Origin of the sequence: Kitasatospora viridis (assembly GCF_007829815.1) — a bacterium.
Lineage (GTDB): Bacteria > Actinomycetota > Actinomycetes > Streptomycetales > Streptomycetaceae > Kitasatospora > Kitasatospora viridis.
This window is the reverse complement of sequence record NZ_VIWT01000001.1, coordinates 1,558,878-1,584,595: the sequence shown is the minus strand read 5'-3', so window position 1 is coordinate 1,584,595 and position 25,718 is coordinate 1,558,878. Positions and strand designations below refer to the sequence as shown.

At 74.1% G+C, this 25,718-nt stretch carries 20 protein-coding genes; 15 read left to right on the top strand and 5 right to left on the bottom strand.

Annotated features, from left to right (window positions below; genetic code table 11):
* Positions 1-145 precede the first annotated feature (145 nt).
* Positions 146-880, top strand: coding sequence for a response regulator transcription factor (locus FHX73_RS07075; protein WP_145904169.1), 735 nt, complete (start codon positions 146-148; stop codon positions 878-880).
* Between the two features lie 2 nt (positions 881-882).
* Positions 883-2,316 carry a sensor histidine kinase gene (locus FHX73_RS07070; protein ID WP_145904168.1) on the top strand — a complete coding sequence of 478 codons (1,434 nt, stop codon included), beginning with the start codon at positions 883-885 and terminating at the stop codon, positions 2,314-2,316.
* Between the two features lie 12 nt (positions 2,317-2,328).
* On the opposite strand, the gene FHX73_RS07065 is transcribed toward FHX73_RS07070, so the two are convergent.
* Positions 2,329-3,294: a TAXI family TRAP transporter solute-binding subunit gene (locus tag FHX73_RS07065; protein WP_145904167.1), complete on the bottom strand. Its 966-nt coding sequence runs from the start codon at positions 3,292-3,294 to the stop codon at positions 2,329-2,331.
* Positions 3,295-3,426: 132 nt separating this feature from the next.
* Between FHX73_RS07065 and miaB the strand changes: the two genes are divergently transcribed.
* The gene (gene miaB, locus FHX73_RS07060; RefSeq protein WP_145904166.1) at positions 3,427-4,917 is read left to right on the top strand and encodes a tRNA (N6-isopentenyl adenosine(37)-C2)-methylthiotransferase MiaB; all 1,491 of its coding nucleotides are present in this window, start codon (positions 3,427-3,429) and stop codon (positions 4,915-4,917) included.
* Between the two features lie 35 nt (positions 4,918-4,952).
* Entirely contained in the window at positions 4,953-5,651 is a 699-nt protein-coding gene (locus tag FHX73_RS07055) for a class III extradiol dioxygenase subunit B-like domain-containing protein (protein ID WP_145904165.1), read from the top strand.
* Between the two features lie 84 nt (positions 5,652-5,735).
* On the opposite strand, the gene FHX73_RS46065 is transcribed toward FHX73_RS07055, so the two are convergent.
* Positions 5,736-6,437 carry an antitoxin gene (locus FHX73_RS46065; protein WP_246213400.1) on the bottom strand — a complete coding sequence of 234 codons (702 nt, stop codon included), beginning with the start codon at positions 6,435-6,437 and terminating at the stop codon, positions 5,736-5,738.
* Positions 6,438-6,578: 141 nt separating this feature from the next.
* Here FHX73_RS46065 and miaA point away from each other — a divergent pair, with 141 nt between their 5' ends.
* From miaA to hflX, 5 genes are all read left to right on the top strand, one after another.
* Positions 6,579-7,514 (top strand): tRNA (adenosine(37)-N6)-dimethylallyltransferase MiaA, encoded by a 936-nt coding sequence (gene miaA / locus FHX73_RS07040; protein ID WP_145904163.1) that lies wholly within the window; start codon positions 6,579-6,581, stop codon positions 7,512-7,514.
* Positions 7,515-7,768: 254 nt separating this feature from the next.
* Complete coding sequence (locus FHX73_RS07035; RefSeq protein ID WP_145904162.1) at positions 7,769-8,272, top strand: hypothetical protein; 504 nt, start codon at positions 7,769-7,771, stop codon at positions 8,270-8,272.
* Between the two features lie 27 nt (positions 8,273-8,299).
* Positions 8,300-9,163 (top strand): diaminopimelate epimerase, encoded by an 864-nt coding sequence (dapF, locus tag FHX73_RS07030; protein WP_145904161.1) that lies wholly within the window; start codon positions 8,300-8,302, stop codon positions 9,161-9,163.
* Positions 9,164-9,342: 179 nt separating this feature from the next.
* The gene (locus tag FHX73_RS07025; protein ID WP_425461366.1) at positions 9,343-11,739 is read left to right on the top strand and encodes a RelA/SpoT family protein; all 2,397 of its coding nucleotides are present in this window, start codon (positions 9,343-9,345) and stop codon (positions 11,737-11,739) included.
* 45 nt (positions 11,740-11,784) lie between these two features.
* Positions 11,785-13,302, top strand: coding sequence for a GTPase HflX (hflX, locus tag FHX73_RS07020; RefSeq protein ID WP_145904160.1), 1,518 nt, complete (start codon positions 11,785-11,787; stop codon positions 13,300-13,302).
* A 76-nt stretch (positions 13,303-13,378) separates the two neighbouring features.
* On the opposite strand, the gene FHX73_RS07015 is transcribed toward hflX, so the two are convergent.
* Both FHX73_RS07015 and FHX73_RS07010 read right to left on the bottom strand, forming a co-directional pair.
* Positions 13,379-14,533, bottom strand: a complete 1,155-nt coding sequence (locus FHX73_RS07015) for a trypsin-like serine peptidase (protein ID WP_246213399.1) — start codon at positions 14,531-14,533, stop codon at positions 13,379-13,381.
* A gap of 58 nt (positions 14,534-14,591) precedes the next feature.
* Entirely contained in the window at positions 14,592-15,716 is a 1,125-nt protein-coding gene (locus FHX73_RS07010; RefSeq protein WP_246213398.1) for a trypsin-like serine peptidase, read from the bottom strand.
* A gap of 189 nt (positions 15,717-15,905) precedes the next feature.
* On the opposite strand from FHX73_RS07010, the gene FHX73_RS07005 reads away from it, so the two are divergent.
* From FHX73_RS07005 to FHX73_RS06990, 5 genes are read left to right on the top strand one after another with little or no spacing between them, the layout of a single operon-like run.
* Entirely contained in the window at positions 15,906-17,771 is a 1,866-nt protein-coding gene (locus tag FHX73_RS07005; protein WP_246213397.1) for an IucA/IucC family protein, read from the top strand.
* Entirely contained in the window at positions 17,768-18,331 is a 564-nt protein-coding gene (locus FHX73_RS46060) for a GNAT family N-acetyltransferase (RefSeq protein WP_342795286.1), read from the top strand. The genes FHX73_RS07005 and FHX73_RS46060 overlap by 4 nt, the downstream gene beginning before the upstream one ends.
* On the top strand, positions 18,328-19,701 hold the full coding sequence (locus FHX73_RS07000; RefSeq protein ID WP_145904159.1) for a lysine N(6)-hydroxylase/L-ornithine N(5)-oxygenase family protein: 1,374 nt from the start codon (positions 18,328-18,330) through the stop codon (positions 19,699-19,701). The genes FHX73_RS46060 and FHX73_RS07000 overlap by 4 nt, the downstream gene beginning before the upstream one ends.
* Positions 19,679-21,511 carry an IucA/IucC family protein gene (locus tag FHX73_RS06995; protein ID WP_145904158.1) on the top strand — a complete coding sequence of 611 codons (1,833 nt, stop codon included), beginning with the start codon at positions 19,679-19,681 and terminating at the stop codon, positions 21,509-21,511. Before FHX73_RS07000 ends, FHX73_RS06995 begins: the two co-directional genes overlap by 23 nt.
* A 12-nt stretch (positions 21,512-21,523) precedes the next feature.
* Positions 21,524-23,623, top strand: coding sequence for an ATP-dependent DNA helicase (locus FHX73_RS06990; RefSeq protein WP_145904157.1), 2,100 nt, complete (start codon positions 21,524-21,526; stop codon positions 23,621-23,623).
* A gap of 96 nt (positions 23,624-23,719) precedes the next feature.
* Here FHX73_RS06990 and lexA read toward each other — a convergent pair whose 3' ends face one another.
* Positions 23,720-24,502, bottom strand: coding sequence for a LexA family protein (lexA, locus tag FHX73_RS06985; protein ID WP_484140835.1), 783 nt, complete (start codon positions 24,500-24,502; stop codon positions 23,720-23,722).
* 553 nt (positions 24,503-25,055) lie between these two features.
* Here lexA and nrdR point away from each other — a divergent pair.
* A complete protein-coding gene (gene nrdR, locus FHX73_RS06980; RefSeq protein WP_145904156.1) occupies positions 25,056-25,562 on the top strand; it encodes a transcriptional regulator NrdR in 507 nt (168 codons plus the stop codon).
* Positions 25,563-25,718 lie beyond the last annotated feature (156 nt).

Sequence of the window (25,718 nt, the reverse complement as noted above, 5' to 3'; positions counted from 1 at the left end):
AGCAGAACTTGAGGATCACGAATGGGGCACGCGTTGCGCACCGTCACCCGTCGGGGCTGGCCCGGGTGGCCGACCGTGGGGGAGGATGAGCGCTTCGTCGGCCCCCGTGCGGGAAGCCGGCACCGGTCAGCGGAAGGAATGCGGGATGCGGCTGCTCCTCGTCGAGGACGACGAACGGGTCGCGGCGGCGCTGGTCGCCGTGCTGAGCCGGCACGGCTTCCAGGTGCGGCACGCCCGCAGCGGCCACGAGGCGCTGGACGCGTTGGTGCCGGACGGCAGCGAGCCCTACCGGGTGGTGCTGCTCGACCTGGGCCTGCCGGACCGCGACGGCTTCGAGGTGTGCAGCCGGATCCGCGCGGGCAGCGGCGTCCCGGTGATCATGGTGACCGCGCGGGCCGACATCCGCTCCCGGATCCACGGCCTCAACCTGGGCGCCGACGACTACATCACCAAGCCCTACGACATGGGCGAGCTGCTGGCCCGGATCCACGCGGTGGCCCGCCGCTTCCAGCCCGCCCCGGCCGGCGCCGGCCAGGGCGGCGGCGAGGCCCCGGCCGGCCCCGGCTCGCTGGAGTCCTGGGGCATCAGCATCGACCGCGAGCGCCGCCGGGTCAGCGTGGACGGCCGCGAGGTGCCGCTCACCCGCAAGGAGTTCGACCTGCTGGCGCTGCTCGCCCAGAGCCCGGGCGTGGTCTACCGGCGCGAGCAGATCTTCAGCGAGGTCTGGCGCAGCGGCTGGGAGGGCAACGGCCGCACCCTGGAGGTGCACATCGGCTCGCTGCGCACCAAGCTCGCGCTGCCCGGCCTGGTCGAGGCGGTGCGCGGGGTCGGCTACCGGCTGCTCCCGCAGTCGCCCGCGCCCGAGGGCGACGAGCGCTAACCATGCGCACCCGCCTGCTCGGCATCCTGCTGGCCCTCATGGTGGGCGTGCTGGCCGCGCTCGGAGTGCCGCTGGCGGGCCAGATGGCCCAGACCGAGCAGAACCGCGTGGTGCTGGACCGGATGGACGACGTCGCCCGGTTCGCCCAGGAACTGCCCACCCAGGGCCTGCCGGAGCGCGGCGCGGTCGGCTCCGACCCGAGCCGGCCGACCAGCCCGGACAGCCCGGCGCTGCACGAGCTGCGCGACGAGGCGCAGCGCTACCAGGAGCTCTACGGGATCCGGATCGGCCTCTTCCTGGCCGACGGCCAGGCGCTGGCCGTCGCCCCCGCCGACTGGCGGTTCTCCGCCACCGGCGCGGTGGCCGAGGTGATGCAGGAGGCCCGGGACGGGCGGCGCAGCCACAACCCGGCGCAGGTCTGGCCGTGGACCGACGGCCGCACCCTGGTGGTCGGCTCCCCCGTGGTCCGCGACGGCGACGTGGTCGCCCTGGTGGTCACCGAGTCGCCGACCGGCGAACTGCGCTCGCGGATCCTGCACCGCTGGCTCTGGCTGGGCGCGGGCGAGGCCGGCGCGATGATCGTCGCGGTGCTGCTCGCGGTCCGGCTGACCGAGTGGGTGCTGCACCCGGTGCGCAACCTCGACCGGGCCACCCACGACATCGCCACCGGTCGGATGAACGCCCGGGTGGCGGCCGTCGGCGGCCCGCCGGAGCTGCGCCGGCTCGCCACCTCGTTCAACGAGATGGCGGACCACGTGGTGCTCGCCCTGGACCAGCAGCGGGCCTTCGTCGCGGACGCCTCGCACCAGCTGCGCAACCCGTTGGCCGCGCTGATGCTGCGGGTGGAGCTGCTCGGCCTGGAGCTGCCGGAGGGGCACGAGGAGGAGTTGCTCGGGGTCCGCGAGGAGGGCGTGCGGCTGGCCCGGGTGCTGGACGACCTGCTGGGCCTGGCCACCGCCGAGGGCAGCCGCCCGCAGCCGGAGCCGGTGCGGCTGACCGCGCTGGTGCTGGCCCGGGTGGACGCCTGGCAGCCGGTGGCGGCCCAGCGCGGCATCGACCTCGGCTGCGGCACCCCGCCGCCGGCGCAGGCCTGGGCCGATCCGATCGGCTTCGGCAGCGCGCTGGACGCGGTGCTGGACAACGCGCTGAAGTTCAGCCCGGACGGCAGCCGGGTGGCGGTCACCGTGCGGGTGGACCGGCGGGAGGTGGCGGTCACCGTCACCGACCAGGGGCCCGGTCTGACCGAGGAGGAGCTGGCCCGGGCCGGCGACCGGTTCTGGCGCAGCGCCCGGCACCAGAACGTGGACGGTTCGGGCCTGGGCCTGTCGATCGCCCGCACCCTGCTGCTGGCCGGCGGCGGCGCACTGGAGTTCGCCCCGGCCGAGCCGCACGGCCTCGCGGTGACCCTGCGGGTGCCCCGGGACGCGCCGCGCTGACGGTGCGTCGGATCAGGGTTTGACGGAGCGGTAGTAGTCGGCCGCGCCGGTGTGCAGCGGCAGCGGCGAGGTGTAGACGGCGGTGCGCAGGTCGACCAGCTGGGCCGGGTGCACGGTGCTGCCGATGTCGTCCCGGCTGTCGATCACGGCCTTGGTCAGGCCCTCGACCAGCCGCGGGTCCACGTCGTCCCGGGTGATCAGCAGGTTGGGCACCGCCATGGTCAGCACCGCCTGGGTGCCCGGGTAGATGCCGTCCGGCAGCACGGCCGTGCGGTAGGCGGCGGAGTCCGGGTAGGCGGCGTGCAGCCGGTCGGTCAGGTCGCCGAGCGGCACGATCCGGATCGGGAAGGACTTCGCCAGGTCGGTGAGCCGGCCGGTGGGCAGGCCGCCGGACCAGAAGAAGGCGTCCAGCTTGCCCTGGGCCAGCTCGGTGGCAGCGGCGTCGACCCCGAGCGGGTAGGGCCTGATGCCGGTGTCGGGGTTGATGCCGACCAGGTTGAGCAGGTGGTCGGTGACCAGGTTCACGCCGGACAGCGGCTGGCCCACGCCGACCCGCATGGTGCGCAGGTCGGCCACCGAGTGCACCGGTGAGCCGGCCGGCACCACCAGCTGCAGGTAGTCGTCGTAGAGCCGGGCGATCGCGCGCAGCCGGCCCTGGCCCGGGTAGTCGGCCACCGCGTCGGCGGTGGCGAAGGCGAAGGCGTCCTGGCCGGAGGTGACCCGTTCGAGGTTGTCCACCGAGCCCTGGGTGTTGTCCAGCCGCAGGTCCAGCCCGGGCATCGAGTTGCGCAGGTAGTTGCGCAGCAGCTTGCCGTAGGTGTCGTAGACCCCGGTCGGCACCCCGGTGGCGAAGCCCTCGGTGCCCTTGGGGTAGCCGGCCGAGCCGCCGTCGCTCAGCCACCAGCCGCCCAGCCCGCCGGCCACCAGCAGCAGCGCGGCCAGCACGGGCCACAGGCGGCGCAGTCCGGACCTGGTCATGCCGGGGATACTGCCAGGCCGGGCGGTCGGGCGGGAGGGGCGGGGCCCAACCGGCGGCCAAACCGTTGCCGAGCGGGCCGGGAAACCCGGGCGGGGCCCGGGCGCGCTGCCCTTACCCTTGCTGATGTGGGTATGGGAGAGAGCTTGCGAACTTACAAGGTCGTCACGCACGGCTGCCAGATGAACGTGCACGACTCCGAGCGGCTGGCCGGTCTGCTGGAGGACGCCGGATACGCGAAGGCCGGCCAGGAGGGCGACCCCGACCTGGTGGTCTTCAACACCTGCGCGGTCCGGGAGAACGCCGACAACAAGCTGTACGGCAACCTCGGCCAGCTGGCGTCGGTCAAGTCCCGCCACAAGGAGATGCAGATCGCCGTCGGCGGCTGCCTGGCGCAGAAGGACCGCGACACCATCGTGCGCCGCGCGCCCTGGGTCGACGTGGTCTTCGGCACCCACAACATCGGCCACCTGCCGGCGCTGCTGGAGCGGGCCCGGATCGAGCAGCAGGCCCAGGTGGAGATCCTGGAGTCGCTGGAGACCTTCCCGTCCACCCTGCCCACCCGCCGCGAGTCGGCCTACGCGGCCTGGGTCGCGATCTCGGTCGGCTGCAACAACACCTGCACCTTCTGCATCGTCCCGGCGCTGCGCGGCAAGGAGGAGGACCGCCGCCCCGGCGACGTGCTCTCCGAGATCGAGGCGCTGGTCGGCGAGGGCGTCATCGAGGTGACGCTGCTCGGCCAGAACGTCAACGCCTACGGCTCCGACCTGGGCGACCGCGAGGCCTTCTCCAAGCTGCTGCGCGCCTGCGGCCGGATCGAGGGCCTGGAGCGGGTGCGCTTCACCTCCCCGCACCCGCGCGACTTCACCGACGACGTGATCGCCGCGATGGCCGAGACGCCGAACGTGATGCACCAGCTGCACATGCCGCTGCAGTCCGGTTCGGACCGGGTGCTGCGTGCGATGAAGCGCTCCTACCGCCAGGAGCGGTTCCTGGGCATCATCCGCAAGGTGCGCGAGGCGATGCCGGACGCGGCGATCTCCACCGACATCATCGTCGGCTTCCCCGGTGAGACCGAGGAGGACTTCGAGGAGACCATGCACACGGTCCGCGAGGCCCGGTTCACCAACGCGTTCACCTTCCAGTACTCCAAGCGCCCCGGCACCCCCGCCGCCGAGATGGACGAGCAGGTGCCGAAGGCGGTGGTGCAGGCGCGCTACGAGCGGCTGGTCGCGCTGCAGGAGGAGATCTCCTGGGAGGAGAACAAGAAGCAGGTCGGCCGTCGCCTGGAGATCCTGGTCGCCGAGGGCGAGGGCAAGAAGGACGACCGCACCGACCGGCTCTCCGGCCGGGCCCCGGACAACCGCCTGGTGCACTTCAGCCGGCCGGCCGAGCCGGTCCGCCCGGGCGACACGGTGACCGTCGAGATCACCTACGCCGCCCCGCACCACCTGCTGGCGGAGGGCCCGACGCTGGCCGTGCGCCGCACCCGGGCCGGGGACGCCTGGGAGAAGCGGCAGGCCGCACCGGCCGCCAAGCCCGCCGGAGTCATGCTCGGCCTGCCCGGCATCGGCGCCCCGGCGCCGCTGGCCGCCGCCCCGGCCAACGGCTGCGGCTGCGACTGACCTGCCGTCGGAGGGCGGCGGATAGAGTGATCGACATGTTGGTCGCCGCCGCCCTCTGCCCCTGTCCGCCGCTGCTGGTGCCCGAGGTGGCCTCGGGCGCCGCCGCCGAACTCGACGGGCTGCGGGCGGCCTGCGCCGACGCCGTCGCCGAGTTGCTGGCCGCCGGGCCGGAGCTGCTGGTGCTGGTCGGCGGCGGGCCGCAGGCCCAGGTCTGGACCGAGGGCGGGATCGGCTCCTTCCACCGCTTCGGGGTGGACCGGGTGGTCCGGCTGCCGGTCGGCGGGGTCGAGGGGCCGGAGTTGAGCCCGGCGCTCAGCGTCGGCGCCTGGCTGCTGGAGCAGTCCGGCACCGAACTGCCCGCGCACGCCTGCGCCGTGCCCGCCGACACCCCGGTGGAGCGGCTGGTCGGGCTCGGCGAGGGGCTGGCCGCGCTGGCCGACCGGGTCGGGCTGCTGGTGCTCGGTGACGGCAGCGCCTGCCGCACCGTCAAGGCGCCCGGCTACCTGGACGAGCGGGCCGAGGAGTTCGACGCCGGGCTGGCCCGGGCGCTGGGCGCCGCCGACACCGAGGCGCTGCTCGGGCTGGACGCCGAGCTCTGCCGGGAGCTGCAGGTGGCCGGCCGGGCGCCCTGGCAGGTGCTGGCCGGTGCGGCCCGCGGTGCCGGGCTGGGCGGTCGGCTGGGCCACCAGGAGGCGCCGTACGGCGTCGGGTACTTCGTGGCGTCCTGGAGCTGACCGGTCGTCACACGGCGCGGCGGCGGCACCTGTCGGGTGCCGCCGCCGCGCCGTGTGCCGCTCGGGCCCGCGGGCCCCGGTGACTCAGGCCTTGTCGTCGGGCCGCGGGCCGTCCTGCGGCTGCTCGGCCGCGTGCTCCGGCTGCTCGGCGGCGGCGTCCTGCGGGTGCCCCGCGAAGTCGTCCACCGCGCCCTTGGCCTTCTCCGTCCCGGTGGCGATCCGGTCGGTGTACTTGCCCTTGGTCGCCTTGTCGATCGCGTCGCCGGCCTTGTCCACCAGTTCGTCGATCTTCTCGTTGTGCTGGCCGGCCAGGTGGCTGGCCTTCTCCTTCAGCTCCTCGGCCTTGCCCTTGAGGTTGTCCATCAGGCCCATGGCTTCGTCTCCTGTGTCGGGCTGCTCGGGTCCGGGGTGCGCCGGGTCCTCCTCGGCCGGCGCCGCGTGCTGGGTCACCGAGGTCTCGGTGACCGTGCTCTGGCTCACCGCGGCGACCGCCGCGGCCAGCAGCTCGGCCACCTCGGGGGCCAGGGCGTCCTGGTCCCGGGGGGCCTGCTGGTCCGCTCCGTCCGCCGGGGCGGTCCGCGGGGCCGCCTCGGCGTCCGGCGCGGTCCGGGCGGCCGGGACCCCCGGCGGCTGCTGCTCCGCGCCGGGCTCCGTCGGCGGCTCCGCCTCGGGGGCGAGCACCGCCACGGCGCCGTCCGCGGTGTCCGCGGCACCCGACGGCACGCCGTCGGCGAACGGTGCCGTGGCGACGGGCCGGCGACGACGGAACCAGGTCAAAACACCCATATCTTCTCCCAACCTACGCGGTCTGCGGGGGCCCCGGCCGGTTTTCCGCCGAGAGCACCGCCCACCCGGGCAACGACCCGGGTCGGAGGCGGTCACGTCCCCCGTTCGGGTGGGGCGGCCGGGTTTGCGAGACTTGGCGGTGTGAGCAACTCCCTTCCCCCCGTCCCGGTGGTCTCGGTGGTCGGCGCGACCGCGGCCGGAAAGTCCGACCTCGCCGTGGCCATCGCGCTCGCCCTGGGCGGCGAGGTGATCAACACCGACTCGATGCAGCTCTACAAGGGCATGGACATCGGCACCGCGAAGCTCACCGAGGCCGAGCGCGGCGGCGTGCCGCACCACCTGCTGGACGTCTGGGAGGTCACCGAGACCGCCAGCGTGGCCGAGTACCAGCGGCTGGCCCGGGCCGAGATGGACCGGCTGCTGGCCGCCGGCCGCCCGCCGGTGCTGGTCGGCGGCTCCGGGCTGTACGTCCGGGCGGCGATCGACGAGATGGAGTTCCCGGGCACCGACCCGGTGCTGCGGGCCCGGCTGGAGGCCGAGCTGGAGCAGGTCGGCCCGGCCGTGCTGCACGCCCGGCTGGCCGAGCAGGACCCGCCGGCCGCGGCCGCGATCCTGACCGGCAACGGCCGCCGGATCGTCCGCGCGCTGGAGGTGATCGAGCTGACGGGCCGTCCGTTCACCGCGAGCCTGCCGAGCAACAAGGCGGTCTACCCGGCGGTGCAGATCGGCGTGGAGCTGCCCCGGGCCGAGCTGGACGAGCGGATCACCCTGCGGGTGGACCGGATGTGGCAGGCCGGTCTGCTCGACGAGGTGCGGGAGCTGGAGGCGCGCGGACTGCGCGAGGGGCTGACCGCGGGGCGGGCGCTCGGCTACCAGCAGGTGCTGGCGCACTTCGCGGGCGAGTGCACCGAACAGGAGGCGCGCGACGAGACGGTGCGCGCCACCAAGCGGTTCGCGCGCCGGCAGGAGTCCTGGTTCCGCCGGGACGACCGGATCAGCTGGCTGGCCCGCCCGGCCGGCGCCGACCCCGCCGAACTGCTGGAACGCTCGCTGGAACTGGTCCGGAAGGCGGGCTGAGGTCCGGATCCGGCCGTCCCGGCGACCCGATCCGGCCATCCGCCGGTGCAGCTTCCCCGGCGGATGCAGGTGCACGAGGAAGCACCGGTCACGGCCGGATCACGTCATGGCCACGGATCACCCGGCGACCCCGGGTTACGCGCTGTGAGCGCGTTGGGACATGCCATCATCGAGGACAAGAGGGGAACGGTCGCGCGGGCCGGGCCCGCCGTCCGCGAGTCCCGTACTCGTGTCGAACCGTCAGGGGAGGCCGCGTGTCCACGGGTCCCGGCCCCGAGACCGAGCAGTTCGCCGAGCAGCTTCGCGACCACGCCCTGCGCGACCACGAACTGGCCGAGGAGGCCTTCGCCCTGCCCACCGCCGACCTGCTGCTGCCGCTCGACCCGGACCGCCCGCTCGACCTGCCGCCGGACCCGGTGGTGCTGGAACGGGAGATCCGGCCGCGCCGCCGGCTGCGCTGGTGGCAGCTGCTGCCGATCGTGGCGATCGGCGCGCTCGGCTCGCTGATGTTCGCCTTCCCGCTCGCCTTCGGCCCGGTGGACGGCGGCTCGATGGTCGCCATGCTCGGCCTGCTGCTCACCGCCGCCTCGGTCGGCTGGGGCGCGATGGCGGCCCGCCGGGCCGGCTACGCCTGGCCGGGGCTGCCCCGCCGCGACTCCGGCCGGCGGGCCGGCTGGAAGGCCATCGCGGTCTACACCCTGATCGTCTGCACCGCCTTCGGGCTGGCCGTCTGGCGGGTCGTCCAGCTGCGCGGCTGACCGGACCGGATCAGTACCATCGGCAGCGTGAGCGCACCCATTCCCTTCCTCAAGGGCCACGGCACCGAGAACGACTTCGTCATCGTCCCCGATCCGGACGGCCTGCTGGACCTCGGCCCGGCCCAGGTGGCCCGACTCTGCGACCGGCGCGCCGGGATCGGCGGCGACGGCCTGCTCCGGGTGGTCCGTTCGGCGAAGGACCCGGCGGCGGTCGAGCTGGCCGACCGGGCGGAGTGGTTCATGGACTACCGCAACGCCGACGGCAGCATCGCCGAGATGTGCGGCAACGGCGTGCGGGTCTTCGCCCGTTACCTGGTGTCGGCCGGGCTGGCCGAGCCGGGGGGCTTCACCATCGCGACCCGGGCCGGGCTGCGCGCCGTGACGGTGGCCGAGCGGGGCGACGTCACCGTGGACATGGGCCGGGCGGTGCTGCCCGGGCCGGACGACGTCCGGGTGACGGTCGGCGGGCGGAGCTGGCCGGCCCGCAACGTCAACATGGGCAACCCGCACGCGGTGGCCTTCGTGGCCGACCTGGCGGAGGCCGGGAACCTCTACGAGGCGCCCGGGGTGACCCCGGCCGGGGCCTACCCGGACGGCGTCAACGTGGAGTTCGTGGTGGACCGCGGCGAGCGGCACGTGGCGATGCGGGTGCACGAGCGCGGCTCCGGCGAGACCCGCTCCTGCGGCACCGGCACCTGCGCGGTGGCGGTGGCCGCGGCCCGCCGGGACGGGCTGGACCCGGCGGTCACCGGCGAGCCGGTGGGCTACACGGTCGACGTGCCCGGCGGCCGGCTGCAGCTGCGCGAGTACCCGGACGGGCGGATCGAGATGACCGGCCCCGCGGTGCTGGTGGCCAGCGGCACCATCGACCCGCAGTGGCTGGCCGGCTGACCGTCCGTCAGGCGGGCCGCCACGCCCGGCCCGCCTTCCCCGCGACCCCCACCGGCGAATCCCCCCGTTCGAGTGACGCCGTACACAGAGCGGAAGCGGGGGCTCGCGGAACGTGGTCTGCTCGGTAGCATGGACCACCGGGGCAGCCCGCGCTCCGGTGCTCGCTGCCGGAGGTTGCCATGACCGTCGAAACCGGCCGGCCCGCCGGCCAGCCCGACCCGAAGTCAGCTGCTGGACCGTCACCACTGGCCCCGGGAACGGTGGCTGACCCGCCGTCGACCCCGATGTCCGACGCCGGGCCCAGCACCCCGCCGCAGACCCGGCGGCTGCTCGGCCGCGCGGCGCTCGGCCGGGCCGGCCGGGCCGCGCTGCTGGCCACCGGGCGCCCCCCGGTGCCGGACGCCATCGAACCGATCGTCCAGGTGCACCGCCGTCACCACCCGGGCGCCGACCTGGCGTTGCTCGGCCGGGCCTACCGGCTGGCCGAGGCCAGCCACCGGGGCCAGAAGCGCAAGAGCGGCGAGCCGTACATCACCCACCCGCTGGCCGTCACGCTGATCCTGGCCCAGCTCGGCGCCGAGACCACCACGCTGGTCGCCTCGCTGCTGCACGACACGGTCGAGGACACCGAGGTGACGCTGGACCAGGTGGCCGCCGACTTCGGCCCCGAGGTGGCCTACCTGGTGGACGGCGTCACCAAGCTGGAGAAGGTGGACTTCGGGGCCGCGGCGGAGGCCGAAACGTTCCGCAAGATGCTGGTCGCCACCGGGGACGACGTCCGGGTGATGGTGATCAAGCTGGCCGACCGGCTGCACAACATGCGCACCATCCGGCACATGAAGCCGGCCAGCCAGGTGCGGATCGCCAAGGTCACCCGGGACGTGCTGATCCCGCTGGCCGAGCGGCTCGGCATCCAGGTGGTGAAGACCGAGCTGGAGGACATCGTCTTCGCCACCCTGCACCCCGAGGAGCACGCCGGGACCAGGGCGCTGATCGCCGATCACGAGCCGGCCATGGCCGAGCTGTTCGCCCCGTTCGCCCGCTCGCTCGCCCGCCAGCTGGCCGAGTCCGGGGTGGCCGCCGAGGTCTCGGTGCGGCCGCGGCACTGCGTCTCGGTGCACCGGGTGCTGCTGCGCCGGGGCGAGGGCGGCCGGCCCGGCGCCCCGCACCCGGCCGACCTCGGGCGGCTGCTGGTGGTGGTGGAGGAGAACGCCGACTGCTACGCGGTGCTCGGCGAGCTGCACACCTGCTGGACCCCGCTGCCGGGCGAGTTCAAGGACTTCGTGGCGGCCCCCAAGTTCAACCTCTACCAGTCGCTGCACACCGCGGTGTCGGTGGACGGCACGGTGCTCGAAGTGCTGGTCCGCACCCCGCGGATGCACCAGGTGGCCGAGTTCGGGGTGGTCGCGCTGGGCAGCCCCCAGCCGGGCGGCGCGCAGCCGGGCGGCGGCGAGGCCGGCGGCCGGGACGAGGCGGACGGCACCGACCCGGGCCGCCCCGGCTGGCTCAGCCGGCTGCTGGAGTGGCAGCAGGAGACCCCCGACCCGGACGCCTTCTGGTCCACCCTGACCGCCGACCTCTCGGACGACCGGGAGATCACCGCGGTCACCGAGGAGGGCGCCACCCTGGTGCTGCCCTCCGGCGCCAGCTGCGTGGACGCCGCCTACCAGCTGGGCGAGGAGATCGGCCACCGCTGCATCGGCGCCCGGGTGAACGGCCGGCTGGTGGCGCTGTCCGCCACGCTGGCCGACGGCGACGTGCTGGGCGTGCTCACCGAGCCGCCGGGCGGTCCGGAGCCGTCCGGGCCCAGCCCGCAGTGGCTGGACCACGCGCGCACCCCCGGCGCGCGGATCGCCATCGAGCGCTGGCTGGCCGCCCACCCGGCGCCGCCGGCCGAGCCGGCCCGGCGGCGCCCGCCCGCCCCGGCCCCGGCGCCGCCGGTCCGCGTCCCGGGCGGGCGGGCCCGGCTGGTGATCGCCCCCGGCCACCCCGGCGCGGCCGTCCGGCTGGCCCGCTGCTGCACCCCGGTGCCGCCGGACCGGGTGACCGGATTCCACGTGCGCGGCGGCTCGATCGCGGTGCACCGGACCGACTGTCCGACCGGCGAGCGGATGCGCGGCGCCGGGCGCGGCCCGGTGCAGCTGGACTGGGCGCCGGACGCGGTCGCACCGAGCGACCGGGCACCGGCCGGCTTCCGGGTCACCCTGCAGGCCGAGGCGCTGAACCGGCCGGGGCTGCTGGCCGACCTGACCGCCGCGATGTCGGCCACCGGCCTGGACATCGTCTCCGCCGTGGTGGAGCCGCCGGAGCAGCTGCGGGTCCGGCACACCTACACCGTCGAGCTGCCGGAGGCGGCCACCCTGCCGGTGGTGATGCGGGCGATGCTGCGGGTCTCCGGGGTCTACGACGTGCGGCGCCCCGGGCTGGCCGCCCCCAAGCCGCCCCGGCTGCGCCCGCACCTGCGCGCCGCGGCAAATGCTGGTGACCCGGGGGCGGCCCACGTGCGACCATCGTGGGGAATGCGGGGGAGTTCCGCCGCGTTTGATCCGTTGGACGGGGCGGAAGGAGCCCGCTAGCATCCGCCCCCGCACACATCCGCCAGCTTGCCACCTAAGGACACGATGACCTCCACGTTCGAAGACCGCGAAACCCTCCGCGAGACCGCCGGCCGCTCCGCCCGCCGTCCCGCTGACCTCCGGGCCGAAGCGCTGATGGACGAGGACCTCGCGGCGTTGGACGAGGACTTCGGCACCAATTACGACGGCGACCAGTACGACCGCAGCGAGCGCGCCGCGCTGCGCCGCGTGGCCGGCCTCTCGACCGAGCTCCAGGACGTCACCGAGGTCGAGTACCGCCAGCTGCGCCTGGAGCGCGTGGTGCTGGTCGGTGTCTGGACCGACGGGACGGTCGAGGAGGCCGAGAACTCGCTGGCCGAGCTGGCCGCGCTGGCCGAGACCGCCGGCTCCGAGGTGCTGGACGGGGTGATCCAGCGCCGCGACAAGCCTGACGCGGCCACCTACATCGGCTCCGGCAAGGCGCTGCAGCTGCGCGACATCGTCGCCTCCAGCGGTGCCGACACCGTGGTCTGCGACGGTGAGCTCACCCCGGGCCAGCTGATCCACCTTGAGGACGTCGTCAAGGTCAAGGTGGTCGACCGGACCGCGCTGATCCTGGACATCTTCGCCCAGCACGCCAAGAGCCGGGAGGGCAAGGCCCAGGTCTCGCTCGCCCAGATGCAGTACATGCTGCCGCGGTTGCGCGGTTGGGGTCAGTCGCTCTCCCGGCAGATGGGTGGCGGTGGCTCCGGCTCGTCCGGCGGCGGCATGGCCACCCGTGGTCCCGGTGAGACCAAGATCGAGACCGACCGGCGGCGGATCCGCGAGAAGATGGCGAAGCTCCGCAAGGAGATCGCCGAGATGAAGAAGGGCCGGGACACCAAGCGCCAGGAGCGCCGGCGTCACCAGGTCCCCTCCGTCGCGATCGCGGGCTACACCAACGCCGGCAAGTCCTCGCTGCTCAACCGGCTCACCGGCGCCGGCGTGCTGGTGGAGAACGCGCTGTTCGCCACCCTGGACCCGACCGTGCGCCGGGCCCAGACCCCGTCCGGCCGGCTCTACACCCTGGCCGACACCGTCGGCTTCGTCCGGCACCTGCCGCACCACCTGGTCGAGGCCTTCCGCTCGACCATGGAGGAGGTCGCCGACGCGGACCTGATCCTGCACGTGGTGGACGGCTCGCACCCCGAGCCGGAGACCCAGCTGGCCGCGGTCCGCGAGGTGATCACCTCGGTCGACGCGCAGAACGTGCCGGAGATCGTGGTGATCAACAAGGCCGACGCGGCCGACCCGCACGTGCTGCAGCGGCTGCTGCGCCGCGAGCCGCACGCGATCGTGGTCTCGGCCCGCAGCGGCCTGGGCATCGAGGAACTGCTCAAGCTGATCGACGACGAGCTGCCCCGCCCGGCCGTCGAGGTGCACGCGCTGGTCCCGTACACCCGGGGCGACCTGGTCTCCCGGGTGCACGCCGAGGGCGAGCTGATCGGCACCGAGCACACCGCCGAGGGCACCGTGGTGCGCGCGCTGGTGGCGGCCGAGCTGGCCGCCGAGCTGGAGCGCTACGCGGTCGCCGTGCAGCGCTGACGAGCACCGGCACGGCAACGAGATCGGGCCCGGCCCCCGCGAGGGGGCCGGGCCCGAGGCGTTTCTCAGGTCACCGTCACTGCGGCTGCGGCAGCTCGGTCATCCGCTGGAACATGCCCTTCGCCTGGTTGTCCAGCGCCGGTCCGGCCAGCCAGGCCGACGGGCTGGGGCCGATCGAGGTGTTGGAGACCAGCGCCGCCTTGCCGTCCGGACCCGGGGTCAGCCAGCCGCCGCCGCTGGAGCCGCCGGTCATGGTGCAGCCGATGGTCAGCATGGTCGGACGGGTCTGGTCGAAGGAGAGCCGGGTCGGGTCGCCGCCGGCGCAGTAGTCCAACTCCTGGCCGGTGTAAGGCGGTTCGGCCGGGAAGCCGTAGGCGGTCAGGTTGTGGATCTGGTTCTGCGGGGCGTTGAACCAGATCGGCACCGAGCCGCCGACCTCCTCCTCCAGGGACTTGCCGTGCAGGTCCGGGTTGGTCACCTGGATGATGCCGGAGTCGTACTGGCTGACCGGGCCGCCGGTCTCGCCGCCCTCCTCGGTCCACTGCGGGGCGACCAGCGCGTAGTCCGCCCACCACTCGCCGTACGGCGCGACCTGGTTCATCGTGGGCTGCTTGTTGCCGCTGGCCGCGCCGGAGCGGTTGTAGGACGGGATGAAGACCACGTTCTTGAACCAGTCGCCGTCCTTGCCGCCGTGCAGGCAGTGGCTCGCGGTCCACACCAGGTTGCTCTTGCCCGGGTGGGCCGGGTCGGTGACCACGGTGCCGGAGCAGACGTAGGTGCCCTTCGGCGTCGTCATGAAGAGCTTGCCGAACACCGCCATGTTGTTGGTGTACGGGTGCTTCTCGCCGACGGCCTGGATCGGGTTGGGCGGCGGGTCGTTCTGCGAGCCGTCGTCCGAACCCATCTTGGTGGTGGGCTTCATCGCCTGGGCCGGGGCGGCCTTGTTCATCGAGTCGACGGTCCAGAGGTCCTTGACGATGTCGTTCTTGAAGGCGTGCTGCTTGGCCCAGTTGGCCCAGTCGGACGACTTCCAGTTCTTCAGCGCCGCGAGGCTGGAGGGCAGGTTCAGCCCCGGCTTGCCGGCGGCGGGCGAGGAGGCGGCGGCCGTGGACGGCGCGGACGAGGCCGCGTCGGAGCCCTTGGTCTCGTCCGGGCCGCAGGCGGCGATGGTCAGGGCGAGGGAGGCCAGCGCGGCGGCGGTGCCGATCCGGCGGGTTGTCCGGTGTGACATGTAACTGTTCCCCGTTGAGTTGGTCGCTGCTGACGCGGGGTCAGCCGGTGAGGGTGGCTCAGCTCTTCTTGGAGATGTAGTTCAGGGCGCCGGCGGCCACGTCGTCCAGGTACGGGCCGGCCAGCCAGGTGTTGTCCTCGGGGCCGATCGAGGTGTTGGAGACCAGCGCGGGCTTGCCGTCCCTGACGGCGAACCAGCCGCCGCCGGAGGAACCGCCGGTCATGCTGCAGCCGATCACGTTCATCGGCGGGCGGCTCGGGTCGAAGGAGATCCGGGAGGGCTTGCCGCCGTCGCAGTGCTCCATCTCCATGCCGTCGAACGGCTTGGCGGCGGGGTAGCCGACCGCGGTGATGCTCAGCTGGTCGCGCGGGGCGTTGAACCAGACCGGCACCGAGCCGCCGACCGTCTCCTCCAGCGACTTGCCGTTCGGGTTCTCGTTCTGCACCCGCATGATGGAGAAGTCGTACTGGCTGGCCGCGCTGCCGGTCTCGCCGCCCTCGGCCTGCCACTGCGGCGAGGTGATCGCCTGGGTGGCGTCCCAGATGCCCAGCGGGGCGTACTGGCTCGGGTCCTTCGCCTTGGCCCCGTTGCTCACCGCACCGGAGCTGTTGAACTCCGGCACGAAGGCGATGTTGGTGTACTCCTTGCCGGTCTTGCCGCTGGTCAGGCAGTGGCCGGCGGTCCAGATCAGGTTGCTCTTGCCCGGGTGCGCCGGGTCGGAGATCACCGTGGCCGAGCAGACCGCGTGCTCGTTGTCGCCGACGTCGAAGAAGAGCTTCCCGTCGACGCCGTACTGGGAGTACGGGTGGGCCATCGGCTTGGCCGCGATCGGCGACGGCAGCGGGTCGTTGCCGCTGTCGGACGGCGGCTGCGAGGGCTGCGGCGGGGCGACCGGGTCCTTGGGCTTGGCCTGGAGCAGCTTCTCCAGGCTCCAGAAGCCCTTGGCGGCCTGCGGGAGCACGTGCTGCTTGGCCCAGTTGTCCCAGTCCGAGAACTTCCACTTCTTCAGCGCGTCGAGGCTGGGCAGCCCGCCCGGCAGGCCGTTCGCGGAGGCGGCGGCCGACGGGGTGGGAGAGGCGCTCGGCGGTGGGTTCTGGGTCTCGTCGGGGCCGCAGGCGGCAGCGGCGGCGACGACCAGGCCGGCCGTGGCCACGGCGACGAGCGATCGGCCGGTACGTGACATCGATGACATGCGTTCAGTTCCCCCGTGAGGATTTCGGACGACAGGGAGTCTCCCATGCGCCAAGGACGGCGCGCCTGCCGGGCCAGTTCCGCAGGTTGACCGACAGTCACCGATCTGTGACCACGCCCGCGGGCCGCGCGGCGGCCGGCGGCGGTGACCCGAACGGCGCACGCTCGTTGGACCGGGCGGATGCTTCCGGTTCGGGTGCGCGCGGCCGAACCGCCCCTCCGGCATCCCTCGCCGCACCGAGGAGCAGTCTTGAGCACCGCCCTGACCGGAGCCCCGGCCACCGTCCCCCGACAGGTCGACCAGTCCGCCGAATCCGACCCGCTGTTGCACCGGGACCCCGCGGTCGCGGCCGAACAGGCCGCGGTGGAGGCGCTGTTGCGCTGCTGGTGCCGCGAACGCCAGGCGGCGCCGGAGCCGGACGGGGTGCTGCGGATCCCGGTGCTCGGCGGCGCCGCCCGGATCCAGGCCGCGGTGCGGCACTGGTCGCCGTGCGGCTGGCACCGGTTCGGTCCGGCCGCGCTGGTCGCCGGGGACCGGTCGGAGCCGCTCGACCCGGTGACCGCCGCCGCACTGCTGGCCCGGGCCGCCGGGGCCCGGCCGGAGCAAGTGGCCGACCTGGCCGGCCGGGTGGCCGACTCGGCCGGCCGCACCGCCGAACTGCTGCTGCACCGCCGCGAGCACCAGCGCACCACCGTGGCCGGCGAGTTCCTCCGGGCCGAGCAGCAACTGCTGCTCGGCCACCCGCTGCACCCCACCCCGAAGAGCCGGGACGGCCTCGGCCCCGCCCAGAGCGCGGCCTACTCGCCCGAACTGCGCGGCAGCTTCGCGCTGCACTGGTACGCCGTGGACCGCGACCTGCTGGCCGCCGACTCCGCGCTGCCCGCCGACGCGGCCGCGCTCACCGCCGAACTGCTCGGCGCCCCGGGCCTGTTGCCGCCGGGCACCGCCGCGCTGCCGCTGCACCCCTGGCAGGCCCAGGAGTTGGCGCGCCGCCCCGAGGTGGCCGAACTGCTCGACCGCGGGCTGCTGCACGACCTCGGCCGGCACGGCGAGCCCTGGTACCCGACCAGCTCGGTGCGGACCGTCTACCGCCCCGGCACGCCGTGGATGCTCAAGCTCTCGCTGGGCCTGCGGATCACCAACTCCCGCCGGGAGAACCTGCGCAAGGAACTGCACCGGGGCGTGGAGGTGCACCGGCTGCTGGAGGCCGGACTCGGCGCCGAGTGGCGGGCCGCGCACCCCGGCTTCGACATCGTGCGCGACCCGGCCTGGATCGGCGTCGACCTGCCCGGCTGGGACCCGGACCGGGCCAACGGGCTGGACACCGTGCTGCGCACCCAGCCCTTCGCCCCCGCCGACCGGGCGCTGTGCGTGGCCGGCCTGGTCGCCGAGCGGCCGCTCGGCGACCCCGCACCCGGCGTGCCCTCCGGCGTGCCGTCCGAACTGGGCGACCTGCTGCGGACGCTGGCCCGGCGCGAGGGGCAGCCGCCGGCGGCCGTCGCCGCCGACTGGTTCCGGCGCTACCTGCACGCCGTGGTGCTCCCGGTGCTCTGGCTGGACGGCCGGGCCGGGATCGCGCTGGAGGCGCACCAGCAGAACAGCCTGGTGCTGCTGGACGAGCGCGGCCGCCCCTGCGGCGGACGCTACCGCGACAACCAGGGCTACTACTTCCGCGCCTCGCACGCCGAGCGGCTGGCCCGCCGGCTGCCCGGGATCGGCGCCCGCAGCGACACCTTCGTGCCCGACCAGGTGGCCGACGAGCGCTTCGCCTACTACCTGGGGATCAATCACATCCTCGGCCTGATCGGCGCGTTCGGCTCGCAGCGACTGGCCGACGAGGAGGAGCTGCTGGCCGTGCTGCGCGCCTTCCTGGCCGGGCCCCAGGCCCTCGCCACCGGCTCCTCGCTGCCCGACCTGCTGCTCTCCGCACCCCGGCTGCGGGCCAAGGCCAACCTGCTCACCCGGCTGCACGGGCTGGACGAGCTGGTCGGACCGGTGGACACCCAGTCGGTCTACGTGGACATCGCCAACCCGGTGGCCGCGTGAGGGCCACGGGGGAGTTCCGGTTACGGCCGGTGGTCGAGGGGGACCTGCCGCTGATCACCCGGTGGATGAACGACCCGGCGGTGGCGGCCTTCTGGGAGCTGGCCGGCCCGGCCGAGCTGACCGAGCGCCACGTGCTGCCGCAGCTCGCACCGGACGGGCCCAGCCGCCCCTACCTGGGGCTGCTGGACGGCGCGCCGGTCAGCTACTGGGAGGTCTACCAGGTGGCCCGCGACCGGCTGGCCGGCTACTACCCGGCCGAGCCCGGCGACCTCGGCGTGCACCTGCTGCTCGGCCCGCCCGAGGCCCGCGGCCGCGGGCTCGGCGCGGTGCTGATCGACCGGGTGGCCGAGCTGCTGCTGCGCGACGCCCCCCGGGTGGTGGCCGAGCCGGACGTGCGCAACACCGCCAGCGTCCGGTCCTTCGAGCGGGCCGGCTTCCGCCGGGCCGGCGAACTGGAGCTGCCCGAGAAGCGCGCGGTGCTGGTGCTGCGCGACCGGGCCCGGACGAGGACGGCGAGCACCAGGACGACGACGAGCACGAGGACGAGGACGAACCGATGAACCGTCAGCCGGACCAGCCCCACGACCTGCTCGGGGTCGGCATCGGGCCGTTCAACCTCTCGCTGGCCGCGCTCGCCGACCGGGTGCCCGGGCTGACCGCGCTGTTCTGCGAGGCCCGGGAGGAGTTCCGCTGGCACCCCGGGATGCTGGTGGACGGGGCCCGGATGCAGGTGCCGTTCCTGGCCGACCTGGTCTCCCTGGTGGACCCGACCAACCCGTGGTCCTTCCTCAACTACCTGCGGGAGCAGGAGCGGCTCTTCCCGTTCTACTTCGCCGAGCGGTTCCAACTGGCCCGGCGGGAGTACGACCACTACTGCCGGTGGGCCGCCGACGGGCTGGCGAACTGCCGCTTCGGCACCGAGGTGACCGCCGTGCGCTGGACCGGCGGCGCCTTCGAGGCGACCCTGCGGACGGCCGGCGGCGAGCGCTCGGTCAGGGCCCGCAACCTGGTGCTCGGGGTCGGCACCCAGCCGGTCCGCCCGGCCGCCTTCGCCGCGCTCCACGGTCACCCGGCCGTCTTCCACTCCGGCGACTACCTGCCCCGCCGTGCCTCGCTGGCCCACGCCCGCGACATCACCGTGGTCGGCTCCGGCCAGTCCGGCGCCGAGGTCTTCCTCGACCTGCTGCGCACCCGCGGCCAGGACGGCACCCGGCTGCGCTGGCTGACCCGGACCAGGGCGCTGGCCCCGATGGAGTACTCCAAGCTCGGCCTGGAGCACTTCACCCCCGACTACACCCGGTACTTCCACGCGCTGCCCGAAACCGTCCGGGACCGGCTGGTGGGCGAGCAGTGGCAGCTGCACAAGGCGGCCAGCGCGGAGACCCTGGCCGAGATCCACGACCTGCTCTACGAGCACACCATCGGCCGCCCGATCGACGCCGTGGCGGCCGAGATCGCCCCGGGCAGCGAGGTGACCGCCGCGCTGCCCGGGCCCTGCGGCGGGCTGGAACTGCGCTGCCTGCACCGCGATTCGGGCGCCCGGCGCACCGTGCGCACCGACGCCGTGGTGCTGGCCACCGGCTACCGGGCCGGCCGGCCCGAGCTGCTGGAGCCGCTGGCCGACCTGATCGACTGGGACGAGAAGGGCCGGTTCCGGGTCGACCTGGACCACCGGGTCGCCACCGACCCGGCCGTCACCGGCGGCCTCTACGTGCAGAACGCCGAACTGCACACCCACGGCGTCGGCACCCCCGACCTCGGCCTGGGCGCGCACCGCGCCGCGGTGATCCTGAACGCGCTCACCGGCCGGACCGTGCACCCGCTGCCCGCCAGGACCGCCTGGACCAGCTTCGCCCCGGCCGCCCTGCCCGCCCAGGGCGCCGTCCCCGCCAAGGAGGAGGAGCACCATGTCCAATCAGCCGGCCGATGACCCGCTGACCGCGGCCCGCTGGCAGCAGGCCTGCCGGGCCCTGCTGGCCAAGCTGATCGGCGAGTTCGCCTACGAGGAGCTGCTGCGCCCCGATCCGGTGGCGGACGGCCACCGGATCGCGCTCTCGGCCGGCGGCCCGGTCTACCGCTTCGCCGCCCGGCGCGGCGCCTACGGCAGCTGGCAGGTCGAGCCCGGCTCGGTGCGCCGGGACGGCGAGCCGACCGACGACCCGTTCGCCTTCCTGCTGGCGGCCCGTCAGCTGCTCGGCCTGTCCGGGGACACCGTCGGCCACCTGGTCCGGGAGCTGACCGCGACCCTGCTGGCCGACGTGCGGCTGGCGGCCGGCGCGCTCACCGCCGCCGAGCTGGCCGAACTGGACCACACCACGCTGGAGGGGTACCAGAGCGGGCACCCGTGGATCGTGCTCAACAAGGGCCGGCTGGGCTTCTCGGCGTCCGACGCGGCCGCCTGGGCGCCGGAGGCCCGGCAGCTGCAGAGCCTGCGCTGGCTGGCCGTGCACCGCGACCTCGCCGCCTACCGGGGCCTCGGCGCGCTGGCCGAACCGGACGCGCTCTACCGCGAGGAGCTGGACCCGCAGGTGCTGGCCGACTACCGGCTACTGCTCGCCGACCGCGGCCTGGACCCGACCCGCTACCTGCTGCTGCCGGTGCACCCCTGGCAGTGGGACGAGACCGTGCTGCCGTTGTTCGCGCCCTGGGTGGCGGACCGGCGGATCGTGCTGCTGCCGGCCGACCGCGACCTGCGGCTGCCGCAGCAGTCGATCCGCTCCTTCTTCAACGTCACCACGCCGCTGCGACGGACCGTCAAACTGCCGCTGTCGGTGCTCAACACGCTGGTCTGGCGCGGGCTGCCGACCGAGCGGGCGCTGGCCGCGCCGGCCGTCACCGCGTGGATCCACCGGCTGCGCGACCAGGACGCGTTCCTGCGTGAGGAGTGCCGGGTGGTGCTGCTCGGCGAGGTCGCCTCGGTGGCCGTCCGGCACCCCTACTACGCGCAGCTGCCCGAGGCGCCCTACCAGTACAAGGAGCTGCTGGGCGCGATCTGGCGGGAGCCGCTCGGCGCCCACCTGGAGCCGGGGGAGCGCGGCCGCACGCTGGCCGCGCTGCTGCAGACCGGCGCCGACGGGCGCAGCCTGGCCGAGGAGCTGATCGCCCGCTCCGGGCTGACCGCGCGCGACTGGACGGCCCGGCTGTTCGCGGTGATGCTGCCGCCGCTGCTGCACTTCCTCTACCGCTACGGCACGGTCTTCTCCCCGCACGGGGAGAACGCCATCCTGCTCTTCGACCGGCGGGACGTGCCGGTGCGCCTCGCGGTCAAGGACTTCGTGGACGACGTCAACATCAGCGACCAGGACCTGCCGGAGCTGCGCGGGCTGGACCCGGCGGTCGCCGGGGTGCTGCTGCGGGAGGGGCCGGCCGGGCTCTGCCAGTTCCTGCACGCCGGCCTGTTCATCGGGGTCTACCGGTTCCTCGCGCCGCTGCTGGAGCGCCGCTGCGGGCTGCCCGAGCCGCAGTTCTGGGCGCTGCTGCGGGCCGAGGTGCTGCGCTACCAGGACCGGTTCCCGGAGCTGGCCGACCGGTTCGAGCTCTTCGACCTGCTCACCCCGCAGATCGACCGGCTCTGCCTGAACCGCAACCGGCTGCTGCTGGACGGCTACCGGGACCGGCCGCAGCGGCCGCACGCCGCGGTGCACGGCTGGGTGGCCAACCCGCTGGCGGCGACGGTCGAGCAGCCCTGCCCGGACGCGGTGCCCGCTCCGCGCGAGGGCGTTGTCAGTCCGGCGCCGTAGGGTGGGAGGGCCATGAGGAACGACTCCGCACCCCAGCTGCCGGCCGCCGACGCTCCGTCCGACGCCGCCGAGCCCACCGGCACCGCCGCCCGCCTCCCTGAACTGCTGCACGCCGCGGTGGCCGCGGTCGGCGGGGTCGAACGACCCGGCCAGATCCGGATGGCCGAGGCCGTCGCCGAGGCGGTGGACAGCGCCGAGCACCTGCTGGTGCAGGCCGGCACCGGCACCGGGAAGTCGCTGGCCTACCTGGTGCCGGCGCTGGCCCACGGCGACCGCGTGGTGGTGGCCACCGCCACCCTGGCGCTGCAACGCCAGCTGGTCGAGCGGGACTTGCCGCGCACCGTGGACGCGCTGCACCCGATCCTGCGCCGCCGCCCCGAGTTCGCCATGCTCAAGGGCCGCTCCAACTACCTCTGCCTGCACCGCGCGCGCGAGGGGGCGCCGAGCGAGGAGGGCGAGGGGCTGATCCCGCTGGAGGAGATCGTCGGGCCGACCGGCAAGCTCGGCGAGGACGTGCTGCGGCTGCGCGACTGGGCGGACGAGACCGAGACCGGCGACCGGGACGACCTCACCCCCGGCGTCTCGGACAAGGCCTGGGCGCAGCTCTCGGTCTCCTCCCGGGAGTGCCTGGGCGCCACCCGCTGCCCGTACGGGCAGGAGTGCTTCGCCGAGCGGGCCCGGGAGCGGGCCAAGCTGGCCGACGTTGTGGTGACCAACCACGCGCTGCTGGCGATCGACGCGATCGAGGGCGCGCCGGTGCTGCCCGAGCACGAGCTGCTGATCATCGACGAGGCGCACGAGCTGGTGAACCGGGTGACCGGTGCGGCCACCGCCGAGCTCACCGTCGGCGCGGTCAACCGGGCGGTCAAGCGGGCCGCCCGGCTGGCCAACGAGAAGGCGGTGGACGCGCTGCAGGCCGCCGCCGAGAGCTTCCACGGGCTGATGGAGACCGCCCAGCCCGGCAAGGTGGACGAGCTGCCGGAGTACCTCGGGTACGCGGTGGCGGCGATCCGGGACGCCAGCCGACTGGTCATCACCTCGCTCGGCGAGACCCGGGACAAGGGCCTGAGCGACGAGGACGTGGTGCGCAAGCAGGCGATGGCCTCGGCCGAGACCCTGCACGACACCACCGAGCGGCTGCTCTCCGAATCGCCCTACGACGTGGTGTGGATCGAGCGCAGCGACCGCTACGGCCTGGTGCCCGCCTCGTTGCGGGTGGCGCCGATGAGCGTCTCCGGGCTGCTGCGGGAGAACCTCTACAAGGAGCGCTCGGTGGTGCTCACCTCCGCCACCCTCAAGCTGGGCGGGGACTTCAACGGGGTGGCCGGCTCGGTCGGCCTGCCCGCCGAGGGGCGGCTGCCGGACCAGCGCTCGGCCGGCGAGCCGGCCCGCTCGCAGGGCGAGGAGGCGCCGCCGGCCTGGCGCGGGCTGGACGTCGGCTCGCCGTTCAGCTACCCGAAGCAGGGCATCCTCTACGTGGCCAAGCACCTGCCGCCGCCCGGCCGCGAGCCTGACCGGCCGGAGATGCTGGACGAGCTGGCCGACCTGATCGGCGCGGCCGGCGGGCGCACGCTCGGGCTCTTCTCCTCCATGCGGGCCGCCCAGACCGCGGCCGAGAAGCTGCGCGAGCGCCTCGACGTGCCGATCCTGCTGCAGGGCGAGGACACCCTGGGCGAGCTGATCCGGAACTTCGCCTCGGACGCCGAGAGCTGCCTCTTCGGCACCCTCTCGCTCTGGCAGGGCGTGGACGTGCCCGGCTCGGCCTGCCAGCTGGTGGTGATGGACCGGATCCCGTTCCCGCGGCCGGACGACCCGCTGATGAGTGCCCGGCAGAAGGCGGTCGAGGAGGCCGGCGGGAACGGCTTCATGGCGGTGGCGGCGACCCATGCCGCGCTGCTGATGGCGCAGGGCGCGGGCCGGCTGGTCCGCGCGGCGGACGACCGCGGGGTGGTCGCGGTGCTGGACCCGCGGCTGGCCACGGCCCGGTACGGCGGCTTCTTCCGGTCCTCGATGCCGGACTTCTGGTACACCACCGACCGCAACCAGGTGCGCCGGTCGCTGGCCGCGATCGAGGAGAGCGCGCCGCCGATCCGGCCGGTGGCCAAGCGCTGACTGCACGCCGGCTGACGCTGCGACGACTGACGCCGTAACGGCTGACGGCCCGACGGGGGCGATCCCCGTCGGGCCGTCGACGTCCGGTCGGCCGGCTCAGAGCCGCCGCAGCACGGCGACGACCTTGCCCAGGATGGTCGCGTTGTCGCCGGGGATGGGCTCGTAGGCGGGGTTGTGCGGCATCAGCCAGATCCGGCCGTCCTCGCGCTTGAGGCGCTTGACGGTGGCCTCGCCGTCGATCATGGCGGCCACGATGTCGCCGTTCTCGGCGACCGGCTGGCGGCGCACGGTGACCCAGTCGCCGTCGCAGATGGCCGCCTCGATCATCGAGTCGCCGCGCACCGTGAGCGCGAACAGCTCGCCCTCGCCGACCAGCTGACGGGGGAGCGGGAAGACGTCCTCGACGGTCTGTTCGGCCAGGATCGGACCGCCGGCGGCGATCCGGCCGACCAGCGGCACGTAGGAGGTGGAGGGGCGGCCGGCGGCCTCCGCGGTGTTCGGCCGGCTGACCTCGACCCCGCGCACCTCGTAGGCCCGCGGGCGGTGCGGGTCGCGGCGCAGGAAGCCCTTGCGCTCCAGGGCCATCAGCTGGTGCGCCACCGAGGAGGTGGAGGACAGGCCGACCGCCTGGCCGATCTCCCGCATGCTCGGCGGGTAGCCGCGGCGCTGCACCGAATCCCGGATCACGTCGATGACCCGGCGCTGGCGCTCGGTCAGCCCGGCCTCGTCGGTGCGGATCCCGGGCGGGCGGCCGGGCAGGGAGCGGGCCTGACCGTTCGGCAGACCGAGCGGCACGTCCTGCACCGACGCGTGCTCGACCGGCTGGTCCTGGAGGAAGTTCGGCGCGCCGCCGGGACGCGGACTGTCGCTGCGGTCCATGCTGCTGCGGTCCTCCTGTACCGGGATGCCACGGCTGTCGGCAACGGTGTTCTGGAGAGCGGTGGGACTGGTGCTGCTGGTCTGTACGGTGCTCACGGCGGCCCCTCTCGACGGGCGGTCTTCCCTGCTTGCCCAGCCCAACGGCAGCACCTATCGAAAGGTTGCGCCAAACACACGTTCGAGTGAATTATCGAGGATTTGGCAGACTCGATCAAGGCTATGGGTGTATGCGCGATCGATTAAATGTTCGATCCCGCCGATTCTAACCCGCCCCCTCCCGGCGGTCGGGCGGGTGGCCGAAAAGGCCCTCGGGACTGACCAGCATCGATTGCTCCGGGTGATTCCAGGGCTACCCCGAGCCGCCCGGAACACACCCGTCGGCGGGCGTGTTGAGTGGTGCGAGTTCCTAGATCTAGTGGTTGGATAGCTGCTCGTGGCCCACAGGTTGTGGTCCCGGTCATTGGATCTTGATCGGTGCCGTAGACTGATGGCTGCCCCAGCGCCAGCCGTCGCGCCGCGCGAGCCTCCAGGAAGCCCCAGGAAGGGAGTCCCCGTGCACTGCCCCTTCTGCCGGCATTCCGACAGCCGCGTGGTCGACAGCCGCACCACCGACGACGGCAGTGCGATCCGCCGTCGTCGGCAGTGCCCGGACTGCGGTCGCCGGTTCACCACGGTGGAGACGGCGGCATTGATGGTGATCAAGCGCAGCGGGGTGACCGAGCCGTTCAGCCGGGAGAAGGTGATCACCGGAGTCCGCAAGGCCTGTCAGGGCCGACCGGTCACCGAGGACGCCCTCGCACTGCTCGGCCAGCGGGTCGAGGAGTGCGTCCGGGCCAGCGGCAACGCCGAGCTGTCCACCCACGACGTGGGGCTGGCGATACTCGGCCCGCTGAAGGAGCTGGACGTCGTCGCGTACCTGCGGTTCGCGTCGGTGTACCAGGCCTACGACGGACTCGCGGACTTCGAGGCCGCGATCGCCGAACTGCGCGGCGCCGAGCGCCCGCCCGGCGAACCGGACGCGGACGGCTCCGCCGTGCCCGTGCCCGCAGCGGCGCCCTAACCCGGCAGCACGACACCGGCCCGTTCGGGCTTCGGCGTGCCCGGAATCGGTGCACAAACCCATACACACGGTGCGAACCGGTCGGCGTCCCCGGCCTGCCCGCCCACCAGGAGAAGCGAAGCAGCACATCCCCAAAGGCGACAATTGGGGTATGTG